The sequence below is a fragment of the Acidithiobacillus thiooxidans ATCC 19377 genome (assembly GCF_009662475.1).
Lineage (GTDB): Bacteria > Pseudomonadota > Gammaproteobacteria > Acidithiobacillales > Acidithiobacillaceae > Acidithiobacillus > Acidithiobacillus thiooxidans.
On the sequence record NZ_CP045571.1, the window covers coordinates 1,945,416 to 1,962,899 of the forward strand.

The following is a 17,484-nucleotide window of genomic DNA, read 5'->3' on the forward strand; positions in this document are numbered from 1 at the left end:
ATTCAGCCCCGCCCCCTAATCTCCTCACTATGACCGCCGCTCCACGCCCTGCGCGCTATGAAGATCTTTTGGACCTGCCTGAAAACATGGTGGGTGAGATCATTGCTGGCCAAATGCACACCCAACCCCGGCCGGCACCTGCTCATGCCCTTGCCACATCAAACCTTGGGGTTGAACTTGGACAACCTTTCGGACGTGGGCGCGGTGGCCCCGGCGGCTGGTGGATTCTGGATGAGCCGGAACTACATTTGAATGCAGACATTCTCGTACCCGATCTCGCTGGCTGGCGCCGCGAACGCATGCCAGTGTTACCTCAAACCGCCTGGTTTGAAATGGCTCCGGACTGGGTCTGCGAAGTGCTCTCCCCCACCACGGCGCGCACAGATCGCATTCTCAAACTCCCCCGCTATGCCGCTGCTGGCATCGCCCACTGCTGGTTAATTGACCCCGAAGTCCGCACTCTGGAAGCTTTCGCCAATCAGGACGGTCATTGGCTGCTGTTGGGCACCTGGGGCGGCGATGATGAAGCCAGCATTGATCCGTTTGCGGCGGTGCCTTTGTCGCTGGCTGGGCTATGGGTGGATTGAAGATATGCGCCTCAGCCCCCTGCAAATCGCCCAGATCCGCCAGAGCGCTGCCGAAAGCTTCGGCCCCGAAGCCCGTGTCTGGCTCTTCGGTTCGCGCGTGGATGACCGCAAGCGGGGCGGCGACATTGATCTGCTCGTTCAGACGCGCGCGCTGTCGTCTGACGTTGCATTGCGGTGCAAAATATGCATGCTTGGCCTGCTAGAATCCCGCCTTGGCGAGCAAAAAATCGACCTTGTCATCGAACAGCCTAACGATGATCGCCCTATTGTGCGCGTCGCCCACGAAACCGGACTTGCCTTGTGAAACAGACGCCAGAACGACTCGCCTTGGCTCATGCCTATTCGACATGCCTTGGTCACGCGGAAGCCTTGCAGGAGGCGCTCGTTGATCTCCATCAGCGGGATCTGCACGAACTCGAGTGGAATAAGCTTGCCAAGGAAGATCGCCGTCTGCTCGATCAGTTCGCCTACCGATATACGCGCATTCAAGACGATATGGGTACACGACTGATGCCCGCCATTCTGTGCGCATTGGAGGAGGATATCGCCGCCATGCCTGTCGTGGATCGCCTCAATCGTCTGGAACAACTGGGCTGGCTACCCTCTGCGGCGGAATGGTCGGAACTTCGCCGTATCCGCAACGCATTTGCCCATGACTACCCGGAAACGCCAGCGGGACGCCACGCGCAGTGGCGCTTGGCTATAGCTGCCGCTGAACAGGTATTGACCATACTGAATGGATTTGCCACCCGTATGCACACAGTGCTGCCGGACTGAACCCTGTGCGCCTCAGCCCGGAACAAATCGCCCAACTCTGCCAGAATGCTGCGGAAAACCTCGGCCAGGAAACAGGCAGCCCATGTGGCCATATATTATGACCACCGTATGGTTTGAAATGGCCCCGGACTGGGCTTGCGAAGTGCTTTCCCCCGCCACGGCGCGCACAGATCGCATTCTCAAACTCCCCCGCTATGCCGCTGCTGGCATCGCCCATTGCTGGTTAATTGACCCCGAAGTCCGCACTCTGGAAGCTTTCGCCAATCAGGACGGCCATTGGCTGCTGCTCGGCACCTGGGGCGGCGATGATGAAGCCAACATTGATCCGTTTGCGGCGGTGCCTTTGTCGCTGGCCGGGCTATGGGTGGATTGAAGATATGCGCAAGCGTCCTGAGCAGATTGCAGCAAATATATTCTCAACGGAAACGTTTGAATGAGCGAGTCACCCAGTCTCACCGAGCCTGAAACAACACCAATCCTCAATGGTCCTCGCCTTTCCCATTCCACCTTGTTAAATCTAGCAGGTGCGGCCATCCCAGCGCTATTGCTACTGATAACCGTACCCCTTTACCTTCATCTCATTGGTGAAGCACGCTATGGGGTCCTAGCCATCGTCTGGCTACTTTTGGGCTATTTCGGCGTGTTCGATCTGGGATTTGGTCGAGCCGTTGCTAACCGAATCGCCATTCTCCACGATGCTACCGCAGAAGAGCGGCAGGGTATCTTCTGGACAGGTTTGGTTATCAGCGCAGTGACTGGACTGGTTGGCGGGGTTATTCTGTACCTGATCGGCGACTGGATTTTTGTCCACATCCTTCATATTCAAAGCGCTTTGCGTATTGAAGCAGAAAATGCCATGCCATGGCTGGCATCGGCACTGCCTCTCGCCATTATTATTTCTTTATTGTCGGGTGCCTTGGAAGGTCGACAAGCCTTTATCGCACTGAATGGAGCACAAATTTTTGGTACGGTGCTCTATCAAATTTTTCCATTAATCATGGCTTATTCTGGATGGATCACGCTACCTTATTTGATTGCAGCTGCCATCACCGGCCGACTACTCAGCGCATTTTTACTTTTTGCACTGGCATATCGTCATGTACCCCTATCGCCGCGCCCTTGTTTTGACTTCAAACAAATACGATCATTGCTGCACTATGGCGGATGGATCACAGTCACTGGATTGGTTGGCCCTCTGTTGACCGTTTTTGACCGTTTTATTATTGGTGCCCAAGTGGGCATGGTGGCTGTCACCGCTTACACCGTACCCTATAATCTGGTCATGCGCTCCACTATGTTACCTAGCAGCCTGCAAACAGCTTTATTTCCCCGATTTGCAATGCAAGAACCCGCCGATGCAGGGGCACTAGCGACACGGACAATAGTAACTATTGGGGCTCTCATGACCCCGATAGTGGTGTTGGGTTTGCTACTTCTCAAGCCTTTTATGATTTTTTGGGTAGGTACAGGCTTAGCAGAAAGGGCAGCCCCCGTCGGTCAAATACTTTTAGTTGGAATATGGGTCAATGCGCTGGCGGGAATACCCTATACCTATCTACAAAGCAGAGGACGTCCTGATTTACCAGCGAAATTTCATGTCCTGGAACTGATACCCTACATTGCAATTCTGTGGCTATTGATTGAACTGATTGGCATAGCGGGTGCAGCCTGGGCATGGGATCTACGCGTACTGGCGGATACCATGCTCTTGTTCTGGGCGGCGAAGACAACATCAGGACTGAGCCTTACTTTTGCTAGTTTACTACCAATTATTACGGCTTTTGTTATTGCTTTTGAATTGCCTTATGACTCCGTGCTATATATTATCGCATCTATATTTTTGACAAGTATAAGTATCGGATGGTCTCTTGTTAGTATCCCGCAAGATCAACGTACAACCGTATCGCGTATGTTTTTGATGCAAGCAATAAACTTCTACTCAAGGTTGGTTCATAAAAAATATGACGCTTGACACTATTGAAAGTCAAAAATGGCCCGAGGATGGATTAGAACGGGTAGAGTGCTGTCCAATCTGCGGAGAGCCAGACAGAAAATTGCTCCATGCAGAACTAACCGACAGAGTATTTTTTTGTGCGCCGGGGAAATGGTCACTAAATCAGTGCACGTCTTGTGGGACAGGTTACCTGGATCCTAGACCGACATCAGATACAATAGCTTTGGCTTATAAGCATTATTTCACTCATAATGAAGAAAATGACAATCCGAAAAGCAACTTTGCGTATATAAAACGAAACCTACGCAACGGCTACCTCAATTATCGCTACAAAGCGGATATACAACCCGCATGGATAATTGGAAGATGGATTGCGGTTCTATGGCAGCGAAAAAGAAATCAGATAGATGAAAGCGTTCGCCACTTACCCAACAGTAACAACTCTGGACTATTGGTTGACATTGGCTGTGGTAATGGGCATTTTTTAAATACCGCGATGGAATTAGGATGGGAAGCCTGGGGTGTAGATATTGATCCAAAGGCAGTGGAAACCGCGCAAAAAACGGGAGCTAGAATTCTGCAAGGAGGCTTCCCAAAAACCGGATTACCTTCGGAACACTTCGATATAGTAACATTAAGCCATGTGATTGAACATGTGCATGACCCTATAGCCGCCCTCCAAGAGGCATTCCGAGTTCTTAAACCTGGTGGTCAAATTTGGCTCGCAACTCCTAACATGGATAGTTTTGGTTATGCACATTTCCGTGAAAATTGGTTTGCGCTTGATTCCCCACGACATTTAGTTCTTTTCAATCCAATCAGCATGAAAAAGGCACTAATAAAATCTGGTTTTATAAATGTTAAAGATAAATCTTGCGCTATAAATACATCAGATACCTTTAAATTCAGCCTACGCATCTCTCGCGGTCAAGATCCATATCATGCAAATGGCAGCAATCTACCTATGACCTTGCAAATTTTGAGCAATCTTGCTAATTTCATAGAAACCATAGATCCCTCACAACGCGAAAATTTAACCATAACAGCACAAAAGCCACAATCCAATTAACATACAGGAAAAAATTGATTTCCGAGGAATAGACAACACTTAATAAAATACTATCAATAGCCTAAAACATAAAAATAACACTTCAGTTATGACCATCACCACGAACCACAACAAATAGAGATATTAATAGCGAACAAGATAAACCATGAAATAACTCCTTCCGATGTAACAGTTATCACTGTTACTTATGGTGACAGAAGAAGCTTCATAGACAGATTAATTCAGGCTGTTGCAAATGAAAAAATATTTAAAATTATTATTGTTGACAATGGCGCAAAATGGGATGTTGATATATGTAAGGAAAAATATAATGAAGAGTTTATTAGTGTTCTCAAAATGGGTAAAAATACTGGTTCAGCAACCGGATTTTCTGCAGGAATAGAATATGCCATAAACTCAGGATCAAAGTACTTATGGTTACTTGATGACGATAACAAACCTGAATGCGGATCCTTGCAGCAACTGTTAACACAATATATAAAATTATGCGAAAGCACTCCTGAAGAAAATTTGGCAGTCCTGTCATATCGACCCGCACAACAGATTATTCTTTCAAGTGGCGAATCATTAAAGTATGTCAATCCAAAAAAATCATCTTTCCATGGCTTTCACATTTGCGATATTCCTCATAAAATTCGTCGCAGAATTCCTTTCATTGATAATCATTATCGTAAAAACATACCAGACTGCGTATCTTTAGATGCGGCTCCTTACGGTGGACTTTTCATAAATTATAAACTAGTCAAAAAAATTGGACTTCCACGAAAGGATTTCATTCTTTATGAAGACGACACGGAGTATACCTATAGAATCACACAAGATTCTGGAAAAATATTTTGCATACTATCTTCAAAGATTGAAGACATGGAAGTTGCTTGGAATGCTGTCCAGCGTTTCAATAATTCGTTTACCGCCATCTTGAAAGGAGCAGGAGATTTTAAAGCATATTATAATATGCGGAATTGTACATATCTTGATGAACATGTCCGCAAAGATAATAGCATCATCTACTTTATCAACAAGAATATTTATATATCTATATTAAAATTTATGTCAATAGTTCATAAAAAGCCCGAAAGATTTAAACTTCTCTCTGATGCAATAAAAGATGGAAAAAATAAAGTTATGGGCATAAAGGAAGGATTATCATTACCGTCCCACCAAAATAAAGACATATCTTACGAAGATTCGGAATAAAATCTTATGGTAAAAAAAATTCTAGTAATAATACTTAACTTCAATAAACCCATTGAAACATTACATTGCCTTGATAGTATATACAATAATAACGGTATATTTGATATTTTGATCATTGACAATGGATCCGAAAAAAAAATCAACAAGCACTCTTAAATAAAATAAAAGAGAAATACTTTGGTTCCTCGTCATTTCAAGTGGGTAGCCTGAGATCCAGCTTGCCCAGGATCAGGTAGGCCATGTTGATAAAGTTCTTGTGCGTGCGGTAACCCCGAGCCTTGGCCTTGGCGGATTGAATGAGGCTGTTGAAACCTTCCAGAATTCCATTGGTGATCTGGCTCTCGAACCATCGGAGCACGCCATCCCAGTGATTCATGATGGTGTAGGCGACCCTGACGATAGGCGGCAGATCGCTGGTTCTGGCGTTTTCCAACCAGGCTTTCAAGAGGGTAGCCCCCTGGTGGCGATTCTTGATCGTGAAGATGTCCTGAAAGGTCAGGCGGAACTGGTAGGCCTGCGCCGTCTTGAGGTTCTGGTCTTTGAGCAATTCCTGCAGCTTTTCTTTCTGCTTCATTTTGAGGTTGCAATCGTTCTTGAGCCAAAGCCAGCGGGTCTTTTTGAGATTTGGCTGGGTGAGGACTTCCCCCTTGCGCACGTCGTCTACGGCCTCGTTGACGAGCTTCATGAGGTGAAAACGATCGAAAGTGATCTCCGCATTGGGCAGGTGCTCGGCAGCCCCTTTCTGGAAGGCCGGCGAGAGGTCCATGCTCACATCGGTGATCGCTTCCGCGCTACCACCATGGGCCTGTAGATCTGCGGAGAATTTCTCAAAGGTCTTGGCATCCTTGCCGGGAGTAGCGAACAAGAGTCGCCGGGCATTCAGATCCACGAAGAGCGTGATGTAGTCATGTCCATGCCGACTGCTGGTTTCATCGACGCCGACGGCATGGACATTGGCCATATCCACCGCAGCACGAGCTTCGGGCACATAATGGTCAATCACTCGCCACAGGAGCTTGTCGGTCTCACCGACCATGCGAGCTGCCGTCAATACCGGCATCTCCCGCACCAGGGTCATGATCAGCGCTTCAAAGAGCAGGGTGAAACGCGAGCCTTCCCGCGCCCAGGGAACAGATATCTGATGCACTCCATGCTCCTGGCACTTCACACGAGGTACACGGGCATGGAGATAGGCTTCATGCTGGAAGAAATCCATGTGCCGCCAGGTATGGTCACGGGTATCATGTACCGGACACTCCTCACCACAGACGGAGCAAGCAAAGCGACTACCTTTGGGAAAGTTGATGTGCAGATCCAGGCGTTTCTCCTCCACCGTGAAAGTCACATGATCCACCAACCACGGCGGAACCAATCCTAACGCGAGAGAAAACAGCTCTTCAGGGACCATCAGCTAACTCCTATTCAGGGCACGACCGCTCCACAGCATTCTACCCCCTACCCACTCAATCTGACGAAGAGCCAATACTTTCAAATAATCATAACAATCGATGAAATCATAAATAATAACCTAATAAAAAATAATAAAAAGAATGTTTATTTATTATTTTCAGAAAAAAACAATGGTTATTCTAAAGGCAACAATATTGGCATCATGTTTTCTATTAATAATGGCTATATTTATTCTTTAATTTCTAACAATGATATTTATACCACTGATATAGATACCATCAATATACTAGAGAAAGCTATTAACCAAGATAACGGAACCGCATGGGTTGCGCCAAAAATAATCAATGTAAGCAATAAAACTGAAGGCCCATTTAATAAAACAGAAATTTCTGAGCTTTTTTTCAAAAAGGGTTTTTTACTTCCTATCTGGATTTTATTTTTAAGAAAAAAAGAAAAACGGAACAACGACCTGCTTGTAAATAAATACGAATCTGGAATTGCAAATCCCTATATATTTGGCGGATCATTTGGGTTATTCAGAAACTCGTCACTTTTTGAAGTTGGTTTATTCGATGAGAACACTTTTTTATACTCCGAAGAGCAAATTATTAGTGAACGATTGAATTATAAAGGATTTAAAAAGAAATACGTTCCTGAAGTTAGCGTAATTCACAACCATCATTATGACAAAGATGGGCTTAATTTTAGGCTAGAGTTTATTTTTTTGAAATCCAGGATTTACTATTACAGAAAATATAGAAATTATGGCTGGCCTTTAATCATACTAGGAGCAGCATCACGAATTTTCTGGCTAATTTTTTACAAGCCGATTATCATTATGTTAAAAAGATTTTTGTAGCTATCTTACAGATTATAATAAGCATTTTATATATTAATTTTCAATTTTTTCAATTCTACATAAACCGCTCCGCCCGATAAGGCTCCGGATCCGTAAACGGCGTTTCACCGCCCATCATTTCTGCCAGCAGGCGTCCGGTTGTGGGGCCGAGGGTCAGGCCCTGGTGGCAGTGGCCAAAGGCGTACCAGAGGCCTTTCTGGCCGGGGGCGGGACCGATAATGGGCAGCATGTCGGGGGTGCAGGGGCGTGAGCCCAGCCAGGCTTCCGGGTCCAGGCGCTCACCGAGGCTGGGCAGAAGTCGCCGGGCCTGGGCTTCGGCGCGGGTCAGGGGAATGGCAGAACGGGGCGCGTCGCGGTCGGCGAATTCTGCGCCGGTCGTCAGGCGAATACCCCTTTGCATGGGGGCCAGTACATAACCCTGATCGGCGTCCAGAACCGGGTGGCAGAGCGGCGTGGCGGGCTGGCGGTAATGCATGTGGTAGCCGCGTTTCACGAAAAGCGGCGGATGAAAACCCAGGGCGCGGGTAATATCCGGCGACCAGGCTCCCAGGGCAATCACCAGTTCGGCGGCTTCTATGGGACCGTGTGCGCTTTGCACGCGCCATCCCGCTTGTTCTTTTTGCACTTTTTCAGCATTACCGGTGCGGAACTCGCCGCCCAGTTGGGTAAAGTAATTCAAATAAGCGCGTGTCAGCGCGTGGGGGTCGGTAACGGCCAGCGGTTGGGTCCAGTGAATACCTCCCGCAAGACCAGGGCGCAAAGTCGCTTCCATCTGCGCCACTTGTGCCGTATCCAGTGCATCATAAGTGACTCCAAAGTGCTCAGCCTTGTAGGCGGCCTCCTGCAGGGCATGATCCAGGGATTCTGCATGGGCATGAACCTGCAGCCAGCCACCGGCACGAAACAGGTTTGTCGCTCCGGCCAGACCGGCCAGGGCCAGATGATCATCCAGGCAATGGGTGATCAGGGCGGCATAGTGGCGGGCAATGGCCCGGTGCCGTTCTTCCTGGGAGTTGTACCAGTATTGCATAAAGGGAATAGCCAGACGGGGCAGCATGGTGCCGCGATAATAGGCTTCCGTCGAGCGATTGCGGGCGTAACTCAGCATCTGCGCCAGGGCACGCGGAAAGGGGTGCGGCATGACCGCCTCGCGCTGAATCAGGCCGGCGTTGCCAAATGATGTCCCCTCCCCCGGACCCTGGCGGTCGAGCAGCAGGGTTTGCCGACCGCGTAGTTGCAACTGCAGGGCAATAGATACACCGACAATGCCGGCTCCCAGGACGATGACAGCGTGTTGATTGGCCATCAGTACGGCTCTACTTGCCCGCGTGGAGGGCAACGAAGCTCCATAACTTCCACGTTCTCTGCCATGACGATCCCCTCTAAATGGCTTTAAAGCGAGATTCTGCCCCAATCACCTGCATTATGCTAATACAGCCTCCAGACGAAGCGAATGCGCAGCAGGCCGCACTTCTTTTTTTCGTCCGTGACCCGGCAACGGTTTTTCCTCGACAATAACCATTCCGGAATCCGCCAGCACGTCTATATCCCGCTTCACAGCACTACGATCACGCCCGAGACGTTCCGCAATCTCGGTAATGGAAAGCGGTCTTTCCAAAACCACTTGCATTAGAGCAAGTCGGGCTGTAGTCAGCAGATGCAGCAAGTCTGAGGGGTCTTCAAAACTGATGATTTTTTCTTCGGAAATGGGTTGTCCGGCATCTGCTGTACGGGCAATTTTCTTGCCGCGTTCAAAGAACGTTTTTTCATGGGCTACCTGCAGTAACATCTTATTGCCTCCTTAAGGCCATCCAATCCTCTTCAAAACGTACTTCGATATCCTCAAAACTGATAAAATCTATCGGGTGCATATCCCACAAATAATGACGATGGTGGTATCCGTGCTGGTTGTCATATCCCACAACACGACCATTATCCACTGCGCATATCGCGTGATTGATATAGGCTAGGTTGTACCGCGTTACTTCGCCCCTTTCATCCACCCACACTTCCCGGCGCAGCTGCCCGTTCCCTCGCTTTCTGTAAATATGATGAACCTCATCAACCAGTTGCTTGTCAGCCATGATTAAATATATCACTTCTGATACCAAACAAGCCACTTATCTTCGCGATCACCTCAAATTTTCTTTTGGTGGCTTGAGCAACTTGACAGAAGGCAGTGGCTCGGCCATGGTTGCGGGAAATTGTGAGGACACCCATGCTGCATTTTCCTGATATCAATACCGTTGGTTTTCCCCTGGGTCCAATTACCATTCACTGGTATGGATTGCTTGAAATCATCAGCTTTGTCATTGCGACGGTATGGCTGATTCGGCGCGGCAAAATGTCGCACTGGAACTGGCGCAAGGAGCAGGTCGTCGATCTGGAATTTTATGTGGCAGTCGGGGCCATATTGGGTGGTCGGGTGGGTTACATTATCTGGTATAACCTGCCCTACTATCTCAGTGAACCCCTCAAGATGCTGTATATATGGGATGGTGGCATGTCCTTTCATGGCGGATTGCTGGGCGTGGTGCTGGCCTGCTGGGCGTTTGCCAAGTCTCATCAAGATCACAGTTTTCTGCCCACCCTCGATTTTATTGCGCCGGCCGTACCCATTGGTTTGGGGCTGGGGCGTTTGGCAAATTTCATCAACGATCAGTTGTTTGGCCGGGTCAGTCACCTGCCCTGGGCCATGGTGTTTCCTGCCGGTGGACCGCAACCGCGCCAGCCTTCGCAAATTTACGAATTTCTGCTGGAGGGGGTGTTGTTGTTTCTGATTCTGGCCATTTACAGCCGCAAACCCCGTCCAGCCGGGTCTATTGGCGGGATGTTCGTCCTGTTCTACGGGATTTTCCGTTTTGTGGCTGAGTTTGCCCGCCAACCCGATATTCAGTTGGGTTTTGTGTTTGGCCCGTTCACTATGGGACAGGTCTTGTCCGTACCGATGATTATTCTTGGCCCGGTGATTATCTGGTGGGCGTATAAGGGAGGCTTTGCCGAGTCGCCGCCGGCAACAAAACCTGCAACCTCCAGCAAAACCGTCAGCGAACACTGATTTTCGACATTTTCGGGAGCTACTGACCAGTGGCTGATGAACTCAATGCACCGCAATTGGAGGCCGTCCACCACGTTCATGGCCCTCTGCTGGTTCTGGCTGGCGCGGGTTCCGGCAAAACCCGGGTCATCACCCGTAAAATTGTGCATCTGATTCGTGATCAACAGGTGGCCCCCAAACATATTTGTGCGGTGACTTTTACCAACAAGGCCGCCCGCGAAATGAAAAGCCGGGTCAGCCAATCCCTGCAGGGGCATAACAGCCGGGGCCTGATGGTATCTACCTTTCATCGTCTGGGCCTGGATATTTTGCGCAAGGACATTGAACGCCTGGGTTATCGCAACAACTTCAGCGTCATTGATCCGGGAGACAGTCTCAGCATGGTGCGCAACCTGCTGCGCGATGCCAATGGTCCCAGTGATCTGGCAGAGGCCATTCAGGCGCGCATTTCGCGCTTTAAAAATGACGGATTTCTGCCCCAGGAGGCCCAGGGGGAAGATCGGCTGGGGGAAGAAGCAGCGGTCATCTACAAGCCCTATCAACGTGCCCTGAGTGCCTGCAATGCGGTGGATCTGGATGATCTGATTCTGCTCCCTACCCGCCTGCTGCAGGAAAACGAGGAAGCCCGCACGGCCTGGCAGGATCGTATCCGTTATTTACTGGTAGACGAGTATCAGGACAGTAATGGTGCCCAGTATCGTCTGATCCGCAATTTGCTGGGCGTGCGTCACAACCTGACCGCTGTAGGGGATGATGATCAGAGTATTTATTCGTGGCGAGGGGCTGCAGCCGACAATTTGCATCGTCTGGCCCAGGATTATCCGGCCCTGAAAGTCATCAAGCTGGAGCAGAATTATCGTTCTACCGGCCGTATTCTCCAGTCCGCCAACGCGGTGATTGCGCAAAATCCCCATCTTTTTGAAAAGCGCCTGTGGAGCACTCTGGGCGATGGACATCCCATCCGGGTGCTGAACTGCGCCGATGAAAGTGATGAAGCCGAACAGGTGGTCAACGCCATTCTCCGTGACCGTTTTCAGCGCCAGGGAGAGTATCGGGATTATGCGATTCTTTATCGCAGTAACCATCAGTCCCGTCCTTTTGAAGCGGCTTTGCGCAATGCCCGCATTCCTTACCAGATTTCCGGCGGGTTGTCGTTTTTTGAGCGCAGCGAAATCAAGGATTTTCTGGCCTATTTGCGTTTACTGAGTAATCCCGATGATGATCCGGCCTTTTTGCGCGCGGTCAACACCCCGCGTCGGGGCATTGGCAGCAGCACCCTCGAAAAGCTCGGCGAGTTTGCCAAGGCCCAGAATTTATCTCTGTTTGCTGCGGTTTGGGAAGATGGGCTGGAACTGCCGGAAAAAGGCCGCAACGCCCTGCGCAGTTTTGCCGGATGGGTCAACCTGAAAGCCGATGAAGTCGAGAAGGCGGAGCTGATGCCGGCCCTGCAGAGCCTGCCCGATGATATTGGCTATTTGCCCTACTTGCATAATGAAGGGGATGAAAAAGATGCAGCCCGGCGCTGGGAGAATATTCAGGAACTACTGGCCTGGATGCAGCGCCTGCAGGAGCAGGTAGATGGCCCGCAAACCCTGGTGGAAATTCTCAACCGGCTAATGCTGTTTAATGTGCTGGAGCGGGAAGAAGACGATGACCGCGATGTGCTGCGCCTTTCGACCCTGCATGCCGCCAAGGGCCTGGAGTTTCCCCAGGTGTTTCTGGTGGGCGCGGAAGAGGAGTTACTGCCGCATCGTAACAGTGAAACCCCGGAACAAATCGCCGAAGAGCGGCGCCTGTTTTATGTGGGAATGACTCGCGCCCGTTTCCGCCTGACCCTTAGCCGCTGCCGCAAACGACGGCGCTATGGTCAGGACGTCAATCCCAAGGCCTCCCGCTTTTTGCAGGAAATCCCCAAGGAACATCTGGACTGGCAGGGTGCAGACAGCGAGGCAGAGACCATGGACCCCGCCGTGGCTTTTGCCCGCCTGCGCGAAATGCTGGGTAAAAACTGAATGCCGGGTAAAAACTAATCTGATTCTGCATCAATACGCCAGACATCAAAATCATCTTGCACGCATGGAGCATCCATGTATGCAACTATGACCGCATCGCAGGAACAAAAAGCATTCAAGACACCCACCGGATGACGCTTACGCAAAAAGGGCCATCCACAGACAGCCCCTTTCAGTGACAACAGCGCGCTGCAATCAGTGTGCGGCGACGCTACCCATCGCCTTGACGCGTGCAGAAAGACGGCTCTTGGTACGTGCAGCAGCGTTAGGATGAACGATTCCCTTACCGGCAGTCTTGTCGATGACCGATTCTGCGGCATGCAGGGCCACGCGGGCTTCTTCCTGATTACCAGCGTGGACGGCCTTGAGCACCTTCTTCACGTAAGTACGCAGGCGTGAACGCATGCTGGCATTGCGCAAGCGGTGGTTTTCGTTTTGTAACACGCGCTTGCGCGCCTGAGCTGTATTCGCCAAGTTTTACTCTCCGTGTCTTTGCGTAGCTGATTACTGCTGAATTTTGAAGCTGCAGATTTTGACCCTTTCCTGCAACATTGTCAACGGATTATCTGCACATGCCGGGGTGGCAGGCGCAGCGTAGTCGCGACGGGGAAGACCTTGGCATTCGCTGTTCAGGTGTAATAAGGTAACACCTATTACTGATAGCAGGAGGTAAACTATGCCAGCCACTGCAGCAAAAACCGTATCGGTGAAACTGGATAACGATATACGCGATCGCATCCGGCATCTTGCCGATGTCCGACACCGCACAACGCATTGGATAATGCGACAGGCCATTGAGGAATATGTAGAGCGCGAGGAAAAGCGTGAGGCGTTCCGGCAGGGTACGCTCAAGGCATGGGAGGAATATCAGGAAACCGGCCTGCACGTCACTGGAGACGAAGTAATCGCCTGGCTGGAAACGTGGGGCGACGATAATGAGCAGACTGCACCGGCATGCCACAAGTAAAGTTCGCGCCCGCTGCCTTGCGGGACTTGGAGCGGTTGCGTGAATTTTTGCGTCCGAAGAACCCGGTGGCCGCTAAACGGGCTGCTGCAGCCATCGTGTAATCCCTGCAAGCACTTGGACATCATCCGCATATTGGGCGCACGGTTGAGGGCTTGTCGGAAGAATTCAGGGAATGGCTGATCGAGTTTGGCGACAGAGGATATGTGGCCCGCTATCGCTATGACGGTGCTGCGCTGGTGACGATCCTGGCCATTTGGCACCAGAAGGAGGCCGGGCTTTGACTTTTGTCAAAAACCGCCGAGTTATTCTGCCGTCATTACCTGCACATGCCGGGGTTGCACGCAGACCTTGAGGAAGTTTCCCACGGTGATCTGTGCGTCTTCGGCCTGCTGGCGGGATAGCAGCATTTCCAGTGAGGCGGGTCCTTCCAGATAAAGGCGCATGCTCAGACCTTCCTTTCGGCAAGCTTTGACCTGCACCGACAAGGGATTGGGACAACAATGCGCTGCTCCATCCTCTTGCAGGTAGATGTCTTCTGCGCGCATGGCCAATTGTACGGGCATTCCTACCGACAGAGCTGCTTGCCACCCGGCCTGCATCTGCCATCCGGAGCCCGCTACCTGCAGGCGGGAGTTGTGCTCAGAACCGACAATCTGACCCGATAGAAAATTACGGAAACCCAGCAATCGGGCTGAAGCAACATGACGCGGCCGTGCAAACACTTCGGCAGGGGCGCCTTCCTGGACAATGCGGCCATCGCGCAAAATAGCCATATGGTCCGCCAGCATCGCCAGATGCGGATCGTGACTGACCGCCAGTACAGGAATCCCGAATACGTGAACCTCCCTTACCAGCTCATCCAGCACCTCGTCCCGAGTCGCCATATCCAGCGCTGAAGTGGGCTCATCCAGCAATAATAATTGAGGTTTTCGTGCTAGCGCCCGCGCCAGAGCCACCCGCTGTTTCTGGCCTCCGGAAAGTTCAGACGGAAAACGATTCGCCAAATTTTCAAGACCAACCCGTTGGAGCAAGGCCAGGGCATCCATATGGCGATGGGCAGAGCGCGACAGGGGAAATGCGACATTTTCCCAGGCCCGCAAGTGCGGAAATAGTGCATAGCCCTGAGGCAAATAAGCAATGGGTCGTTGCTCTACGGCCAGATCTCCGTAAGGATTGACCTGGGCCGGGAGCAAACCGGCAACGGCCTTCAGCAGCGATGATTTACCTACACCGGAGACGCCCAACAGTACGGTGAAGCCTTGTACCTGCAAGCTGATATCCAGGGCAAGAGGCTGCTGCATCTGGCAATGAATGTGCAGGGCGGGAGCCGATGGCTTCAAAACATGGCCTGCGTCTGCCGCCGGGCGCGCAAACCAATCCAGAGTGGCAAGGGGACAGCCACCAGAAAAAATATCCACAGCAAGGGGTAAACTGCACTGAGACCAATATCTTGCAAATTGACCCACAATTTGACCGGGATTCCCTCAGGGAAATAAGCCACAATCAACACAATGCCAAACTCACCCATGGCCCGTACCCAGGCCAGGGCCACCCCGGCTGACAAACCAATGCGCGCCAACGGTAAGGTGACCCGCCAAAAAGTCTGAACGCGGTTGCGCCCCAATGTCCTGCTGATTTGTTCGAGTTCGCGGGGAACACCTTCAAAAGCTGCCCGCGCTGCGATGATATAATAAGGCATCGCCCCATAAATCTGGGCGAGGATAAACGCCGGAGCCGTATTGGTGAGATAGATGCCGGCATGGCTGAATAAAGTACCCACGGGTGAATAGGGACCATAAAAACTGCTCAGTAAAATACCCAGAGCCAGGGGTGGCGTCAGCAGGGGCAACATCAGCAGGGCATCAAAAAACCACTTGCCACGGCCCTGCCCGCGCGCCAGCCACCAGGCCAGCGGCGTTCCGGCCAGCACGGAAATAATCAGGGCCAACGCACTGTAAAGTAAGGAAGTCCGGATTGCACCAAGATCGCCATCGGCAAAATGAAAATCAGGCCAGTCCGTCGCAAATAGCAGCGCTGCAAAGGGGGCCAGCAAAAAGACAAATACCAGGCCAGCCAAAGCAGGCCCCATCCAGCGAAAACGGTCAAAACCCGTTGTCATCCGATAGGCTGGAAAGCCTGGGCCATGATCCGCGCTTTGCAATACTCCTCCCCATAAAAGGTGTGCCAGGGAAAACCTTACGTTATTCCCAGCTAAACATATCCGCAAGGTTATAGCGCTGCGGCACTACCCAGTCAAGCCTGCAGCAACAGCCCGGCGCAGCAACGGTCTACAGAGCAAGCTCAGGCCAAGGTCGAATAGTACATACATTATTCCGGCTTTTTTATGCTATACTTATGGAATAGATAGCGTTAACTATCCATTAAAGAGTCAGACATAATGCACTGGACCATCCTCCTCAAATCCGACCCCGAAGCAAAGGGTAATCCTGTTCTGCACGGCCTGCGCATGGCGGCGTCGGCTGTGGCGGATGGCGTTGAGGTGAGCGTTTTTCTTGCTCAGGAAGCCTGCCCCCTGGCTTTTCTGGATGAGCAAACCGGGGCAAAACAGTTGGTTCATCAGGATCTTATTCATGAACTTCAGGAACTGGGTGCGAAGGTATATGTGGTCGGCCTGGAATGGCTGCATCAGTCTGAAAAAGCCCTGCTCAACTCCAGCATTGAGGCGGCCAGCATGAAAACCCTGGTCCGCCAGATGAAAATCTCCGATCAGGTCATCACCCTTTAAAACCATGGGTGCTACTTACGCTTTAGGAGATCTGCAGGGTTGTTGTGCCCCTTTCAACGAACTACTGCAAAAAGTCGACTTTGATGTGCAGCATGACCACCTCTGGTTGGCAGGTGACCTGCTGAATCGTGGTCCCGATAGTCGTCCATTACTGAAAAAGCTTTTCAACTGGCAGGATCGCCTCCACATTGTGCTGGGTAATCATGATTTATATGCGCTTTCGCGCTGGGCGGGTATTGTTCCTGCCAAAAAAAGTGACACCCTTGCGGTACTGCTCGCTGACAAAAATGCCGGTGACTGGCTGGAATGGCTAAGGCAGCAACCCCTGCTCCATCATGACGAAGCGCTGGGCTGGACGATGGTCCATGCCGCCATCCATCCCGACTGGGACATTTCCAGCGCTGCAGAGCATGCTTTGCAGGTGCAGGAGGCACTATGCGGCCCGCACTGGAAACGCTTTTTGAAATCATTGTGGGCTGCGCCCGCTCCGGATCGCTGGGAAGGTTGCCGCAACGAAGTAGACGCTCAGCGTTTTCGGGTGGCGGTATTTACCCGCGCCCGTTATGCCACCGCAGATGGTCTTTTCAACTGGCCCAGCACCCTACCCAAAGACCTTGCGCATATGTATGCGCCGTGGCATCGATGGTTTTTTGAACGGCAGAGCAGTGGTTCTATTATCTGCGGGCATTGGGCGACTCAGGGTCTGCTGGTGCATGACCGCTTGCTGGCCCTGGACAGCGGCTGTGTCTGGGGTCGGCAGTTGAGCGCAGCGCGCATTGATCTCGCCGAGCCACTGATTCAGCAGATCAATTGCCCCGCCTATGCTCAACCCGGTAACTAAGGAATAA

22 protein-coding genes are annotated in these 17,484 nt (G+C 51.1%); 15 read left to right on the top strand and 7 right to left on the bottom strand.

Annotated features, from left to right (window positions below):
* The first annotated feature begins 68 nt into the window (after positions 1 to 68).
* The 7 genes from GCD22_RS10290 to GCD22_RS10320 all read left to right on the top strand — a co-directional run bounded on the left by GCD22_RS10290 (position 69) and on the right by GCD22_RS10320 (position 5,584).
* Entirely contained in the window at positions 69 to 587 is a 519-nt protein-coding gene (locus GCD22_RS10290) for a Uma2 family endonuclease (RefSeq protein ID WP_237747437.1), read from the top strand.
* Between the two features lie 4 nt (positions 588 to 591).
* Complete coding sequence (locus GCD22_RS10295) at positions 592 to 891, top strand: nucleotidyltransferase domain-containing protein (RefSeq protein WP_031572144.1); 300 nt, start codon at positions 592 to 594, stop codon at positions 889 to 891.
* Positions 888 to 1,364 (top strand): hypothetical protein, encoded by a 477-nt coding sequence (locus GCD22_RS10300; RefSeq protein ID WP_051690580.1) that lies wholly within the window; start codon positions 888 to 890, stop codon positions 1,362 to 1,364. The genes GCD22_RS10295 and GCD22_RS10300 overlap by 4 nt, the downstream gene beginning before the upstream one ends.
* A gap of 82 nt (positions 1,365 to 1,446) precedes the next feature.
* Positions 1,447 to 1,737, top strand: coding sequence for a Uma2 family endonuclease (locus tag GCD22_RS10305; protein ID WP_226856136.1), 291 nt, complete (start codon positions 1,447 to 1,449; stop codon positions 1,735 to 1,737).
* Between the two features lie 60 nt (positions 1,738 to 1,797).
* Positions 1,798 to 3,336, top strand: a complete 1,539-nt coding sequence (locus tag GCD22_RS10310; RefSeq protein ID WP_051690581.1) for a flippase — start codon at positions 1,798 to 1,800, stop codon at positions 3,334 to 3,336.
* Positions 3,326 to 4,387 (top strand): class I SAM-dependent methyltransferase, encoded by a 1,062-nt coding sequence (locus tag GCD22_RS10315; RefSeq protein WP_031572148.1) that lies wholly within the window; start codon positions 3,326 to 3,328, stop codon positions 4,385 to 4,387. Before GCD22_RS10310 ends, GCD22_RS10315 begins: the two co-directional genes overlap by 11 nt.
* A gap of 174 nt (positions 4,388 to 4,561) precedes the next feature.
* Positions 4,562 to 5,584: a glycosyltransferase gene (locus tag GCD22_RS10320; RefSeq protein ID WP_272945090.1), complete on the top strand. Its 1,023-nt coding sequence runs from the start codon at positions 4,562 to 4,564 to the stop codon at positions 5,582 to 5,584.
* Between the two features lie 193 nt (positions 5,585 to 5,777).
* Here the strand turns inward: GCD22_RS10320 and GCD22_RS10325 are convergent, their stop codons facing one another.
* Positions 5,778 to 6,992, bottom strand: coding sequence for an ISL3-like element ISAtc1 family transposase (locus GCD22_RS10325; RefSeq protein WP_012387019.1), 1,215 nt, complete (start codon positions 6,990 to 6,992; stop codon positions 5,778 to 5,780).
* 204 nt (positions 6,993 to 7,196) lie between these two features.
* On the opposite strand from GCD22_RS10325, the gene GCD22_RS10330 reads away from it, so the two are divergent.
* A complete protein-coding gene (locus tag GCD22_RS10330; RefSeq protein ID WP_081577396.1) occupies positions 7,197 to 7,853 on the top strand; it encodes a glycosyltransferase family 2 protein in 657 nt (218 codons plus the stop codon).
* Between the two features lie 55 nt (positions 7,854 to 7,908).
* Here the strand turns inward: GCD22_RS10330 and GCD22_RS10335 are convergent, their stop codons facing one another.
* From GCD22_RS10335 to GCD22_RS10345, 3 genes are all read right to left on the bottom strand, one after another.
* A complete protein-coding gene (locus GCD22_RS10335; RefSeq protein ID WP_031575359.1) occupies positions 7,909 to 9,159 on the bottom strand; it encodes an NAD(P)/FAD-dependent oxidoreductase in 1,251 nt (416 codons plus the stop codon).
* Positions 9,160 to 9,276: 117 nt separating this feature from the next.
* The gene (locus GCD22_RS10340; RefSeq protein WP_031575356.1) at positions 9,277 to 9,642 is read right to left on the bottom strand and encodes an HVO_A0114 family putative DNA-binding protein; all 366 of its coding nucleotides are present in this window, start codon (positions 9,640 to 9,642) and stop codon (positions 9,277 to 9,279) included.
* 1 nt (position 9,643) lies between these two features.
* The gene (locus GCD22_RS10345) at positions 9,644 to 9,937 is read right to left on the bottom strand and encodes a DUF6516 family protein (protein WP_035211427.1); all 294 of its coding nucleotides are present in this window, start codon (positions 9,935 to 9,937) and stop codon (positions 9,644 to 9,646) included.
* 134 nt (positions 9,938 to 10,071) lie between these two features.
* Here GCD22_RS10345 and lgt point away from each other — a divergent pair, with 134 nt between their 5' ends.
* Positions 10,072 to 10,911 (top strand): prolipoprotein diacylglyceryl transferase, encoded by an 840-nt coding sequence (gene lgt / locus GCD22_RS10350; RefSeq protein WP_031575351.1) that lies wholly within the window; start codon positions 10,072 to 10,074, stop codon positions 10,909 to 10,911.
* Between the two features lie 29 nt (positions 10,912 to 10,940).
* Positions 10,941 to 12,923, top strand: coding sequence for a UvrD-helicase domain-containing protein (locus GCD22_RS10355; RefSeq protein ID WP_031575348.1), 1,983 nt, complete (start codon positions 10,941 to 10,943; stop codon positions 12,921 to 12,923).
* Positions 12,924 to 13,118: 195 nt separating this feature from the next.
* Here GCD22_RS10355 and rpsT read toward each other — a convergent pair whose 3' ends face one another.
* Positions 13,119 to 13,397 carry a 30S ribosomal protein S20 gene (gene rpsT / locus GCD22_RS10360; RefSeq protein WP_010638638.1) on the bottom strand — a complete coding sequence of 93 codons (279 nt, stop codon included), beginning with the start codon at positions 13,395 to 13,397 and terminating at the stop codon, positions 13,119 to 13,121.
* Between the two features lie 202 nt (positions 13,398 to 13,599).
* Here rpsT and GCD22_RS10365 point away from each other — a divergent pair, with 202 nt between their 5' ends.
* The 3 genes from GCD22_RS10365 to GCD22_RS18850 are packed head-to-tail and all read left to right on the top strand — an operon-like array spanning position 13,600 to position 14,171.
* Complete coding sequence (locus tag GCD22_RS10365; RefSeq protein WP_010638636.1) at positions 13,600 to 13,890, top strand: CopG family ribbon-helix-helix protein; 291 nt, start codon at positions 13,600 to 13,602, stop codon at positions 13,888 to 13,890.
* The gene (locus GCD22_RS18845) at positions 13,878 to 13,991 is read left to right on the top strand and encodes a type II toxin-antitoxin system RelE/ParE family toxin (RefSeq protein WP_202806246.1); all 114 of its coding nucleotides are present in this window, start codon (positions 13,878 to 13,880) and stop codon (positions 13,989 to 13,991) included. The genes GCD22_RS10365 and GCD22_RS18845 overlap by 13 nt, the downstream gene beginning before the upstream one ends.
* 3 nt (positions 13,992 to 13,994) lie before the next feature.
* Positions 13,995 to 14,171 (top strand): type II toxin-antitoxin system RelE/ParE family toxin, encoded by a 177-nt coding sequence (locus GCD22_RS18850; RefSeq protein WP_202806247.1) that lies wholly within the window; start codon positions 13,995 to 13,997, stop codon positions 14,169 to 14,171.
* Between the two features lie 21 nt (positions 14,172 to 14,192).
* Here the strand turns inward: GCD22_RS18850 and GCD22_RS10375 are convergent, their stop codons facing one another.
* Both GCD22_RS10375 and GCD22_RS10380 read right to left on the bottom strand, forming a co-directional pair.
* Positions 14,193 to 15,230, bottom strand: a complete 1,038-nt coding sequence (locus GCD22_RS10375) for an ABC transporter ATP-binding protein (RefSeq protein ID WP_226856041.1) — start codon at positions 15,228 to 15,230, stop codon at positions 14,193 to 14,195.
* Positions 15,227 to 16,051 (bottom strand): ABC transporter permease, encoded by an 825-nt coding sequence (locus GCD22_RS10380; protein WP_024894858.1) that lies wholly within the window; start codon positions 16,049 to 16,051, stop codon positions 15,227 to 15,229. Before GCD22_RS10380 ends, GCD22_RS10375 begins: the two co-directional genes overlap by 4 nt.
* A 237-nt stretch (positions 16,052 to 16,288) precedes the next feature.
* On the opposite strand from GCD22_RS10380, the gene GCD22_RS10385 reads away from it, so the two are divergent.
* Positions 16,289 to 16,636 carry a DsrE family protein gene (locus GCD22_RS10385; RefSeq protein ID WP_031575336.1) on the top strand — a complete coding sequence of 116 codons (348 nt, stop codon included), beginning with the start codon at positions 16,289 to 16,291 and terminating at the stop codon, positions 16,634 to 16,636.
* A gap of 4 nt (positions 16,637 to 16,640) precedes the next feature.
* Positions 16,641 to 17,477, top strand: a complete 837-nt coding sequence (locus GCD22_RS10390; RefSeq protein ID WP_031575334.1) for a symmetrical bis(5'-nucleosyl)-tetraphosphatase — start codon at positions 16,641 to 16,643, stop codon at positions 17,475 to 17,477.
* Positions 17,478 to 17,484: the final 7 nt, after the last annotated feature.

Bases quoted from the DNA above. Each gene is read 5' to 3' on its own strand.
- lgt (WP_031575351.1), top strand. From the start codon at position 10,072: ATGCTGCATTTTCCTGATATCAATACCGTTGGTTTTCCCCTGGGTCCA.
- GCD22_RS10390 (WP_031575334.1), top strand. From the start codon at position 16,641: ATGGGTGCTACTTACGCTTTAGGAGATCTGCAGGGTTGTTGTGCCCCT.
- GCD22_RS10345 (WP_035211427.1), bottom strand. From the start codon at position 9,937: ATGGCTGACAAGCAACTGGTTGATGAGGTTCATCATATTTACAGAAAG.
- GCD22_RS10330 (WP_081577396.1), top strand. From the start codon at position 7,197: ATGTTTTCTATTAATAATGGCTATATTTATTCTTTAATTTCTAACAAT.
- GCD22_RS10365 (WP_010638636.1), top strand. From the start codon at position 13,600: ATGCCAGCCACTGCAGCAAAAACCGTATCGGTGAAACTGGATAACGAT.
- GCD22_RS10310 (WP_051690581.1), top strand. From the start codon at position 1,798: ATGAGCGAGTCACCCAGTCTCACCGAGCCTGAAACAACACCAATCCTC.
- GCD22_RS10295 (WP_031572144.1), top strand. From the start codon at position 592: ATGCGCCTCAGCCCCCTGCAAATCGCCCAGATCCGCCAGAGCGCTGCC.
- GCD22_RS10340 (WP_031575356.1), bottom strand. From the start codon at position 9,642: ATGTTACTGCAGGTAGCCCATGAAAAAACGTTCTTTGAACGCGGCAAG.
- GCD22_RS10335 (WP_031575359.1), bottom strand. From the start codon at position 9,159: ATGGCCAATCAACACGCTGTCATCGTCCTGGGAGCCGGCATTGTCGGT.
- GCD22_RS10315 (WP_031572148.1), top strand. From the start codon at position 3,326: ATGACGCTTGACACTATTGAAAGTCAAAAATGGCCCGAGGATGGATTA.
- GCD22_RS10385 (WP_031575336.1), top strand. From the start codon at position 16,289: ATGCACTGGACCATCCTCCTCAAATCCGACCCCGAAGCAAAGGGTAAT.
- GCD22_RS10325 (WP_012387019.1), bottom strand. From the start codon at position 6,992: ATGGTCCCTGAAGAGCTGTTTTCTCTCGCGTTAGGATTGGTTCCGCCG.
- GCD22_RS10305 (WP_226856136.1), top strand. From the start codon at position 1,447: ATGTGGCCATATATTATGACCACCGTATGGTTTGAAATGGCCCCGGAC.
- GCD22_RS18845 (WP_202806246.1), top strand. From the start codon at position 13,878: ATGCCACAAGTAAAGTTCGCGCCCGCTGCCTTGCGGGACTTGGAGCGG.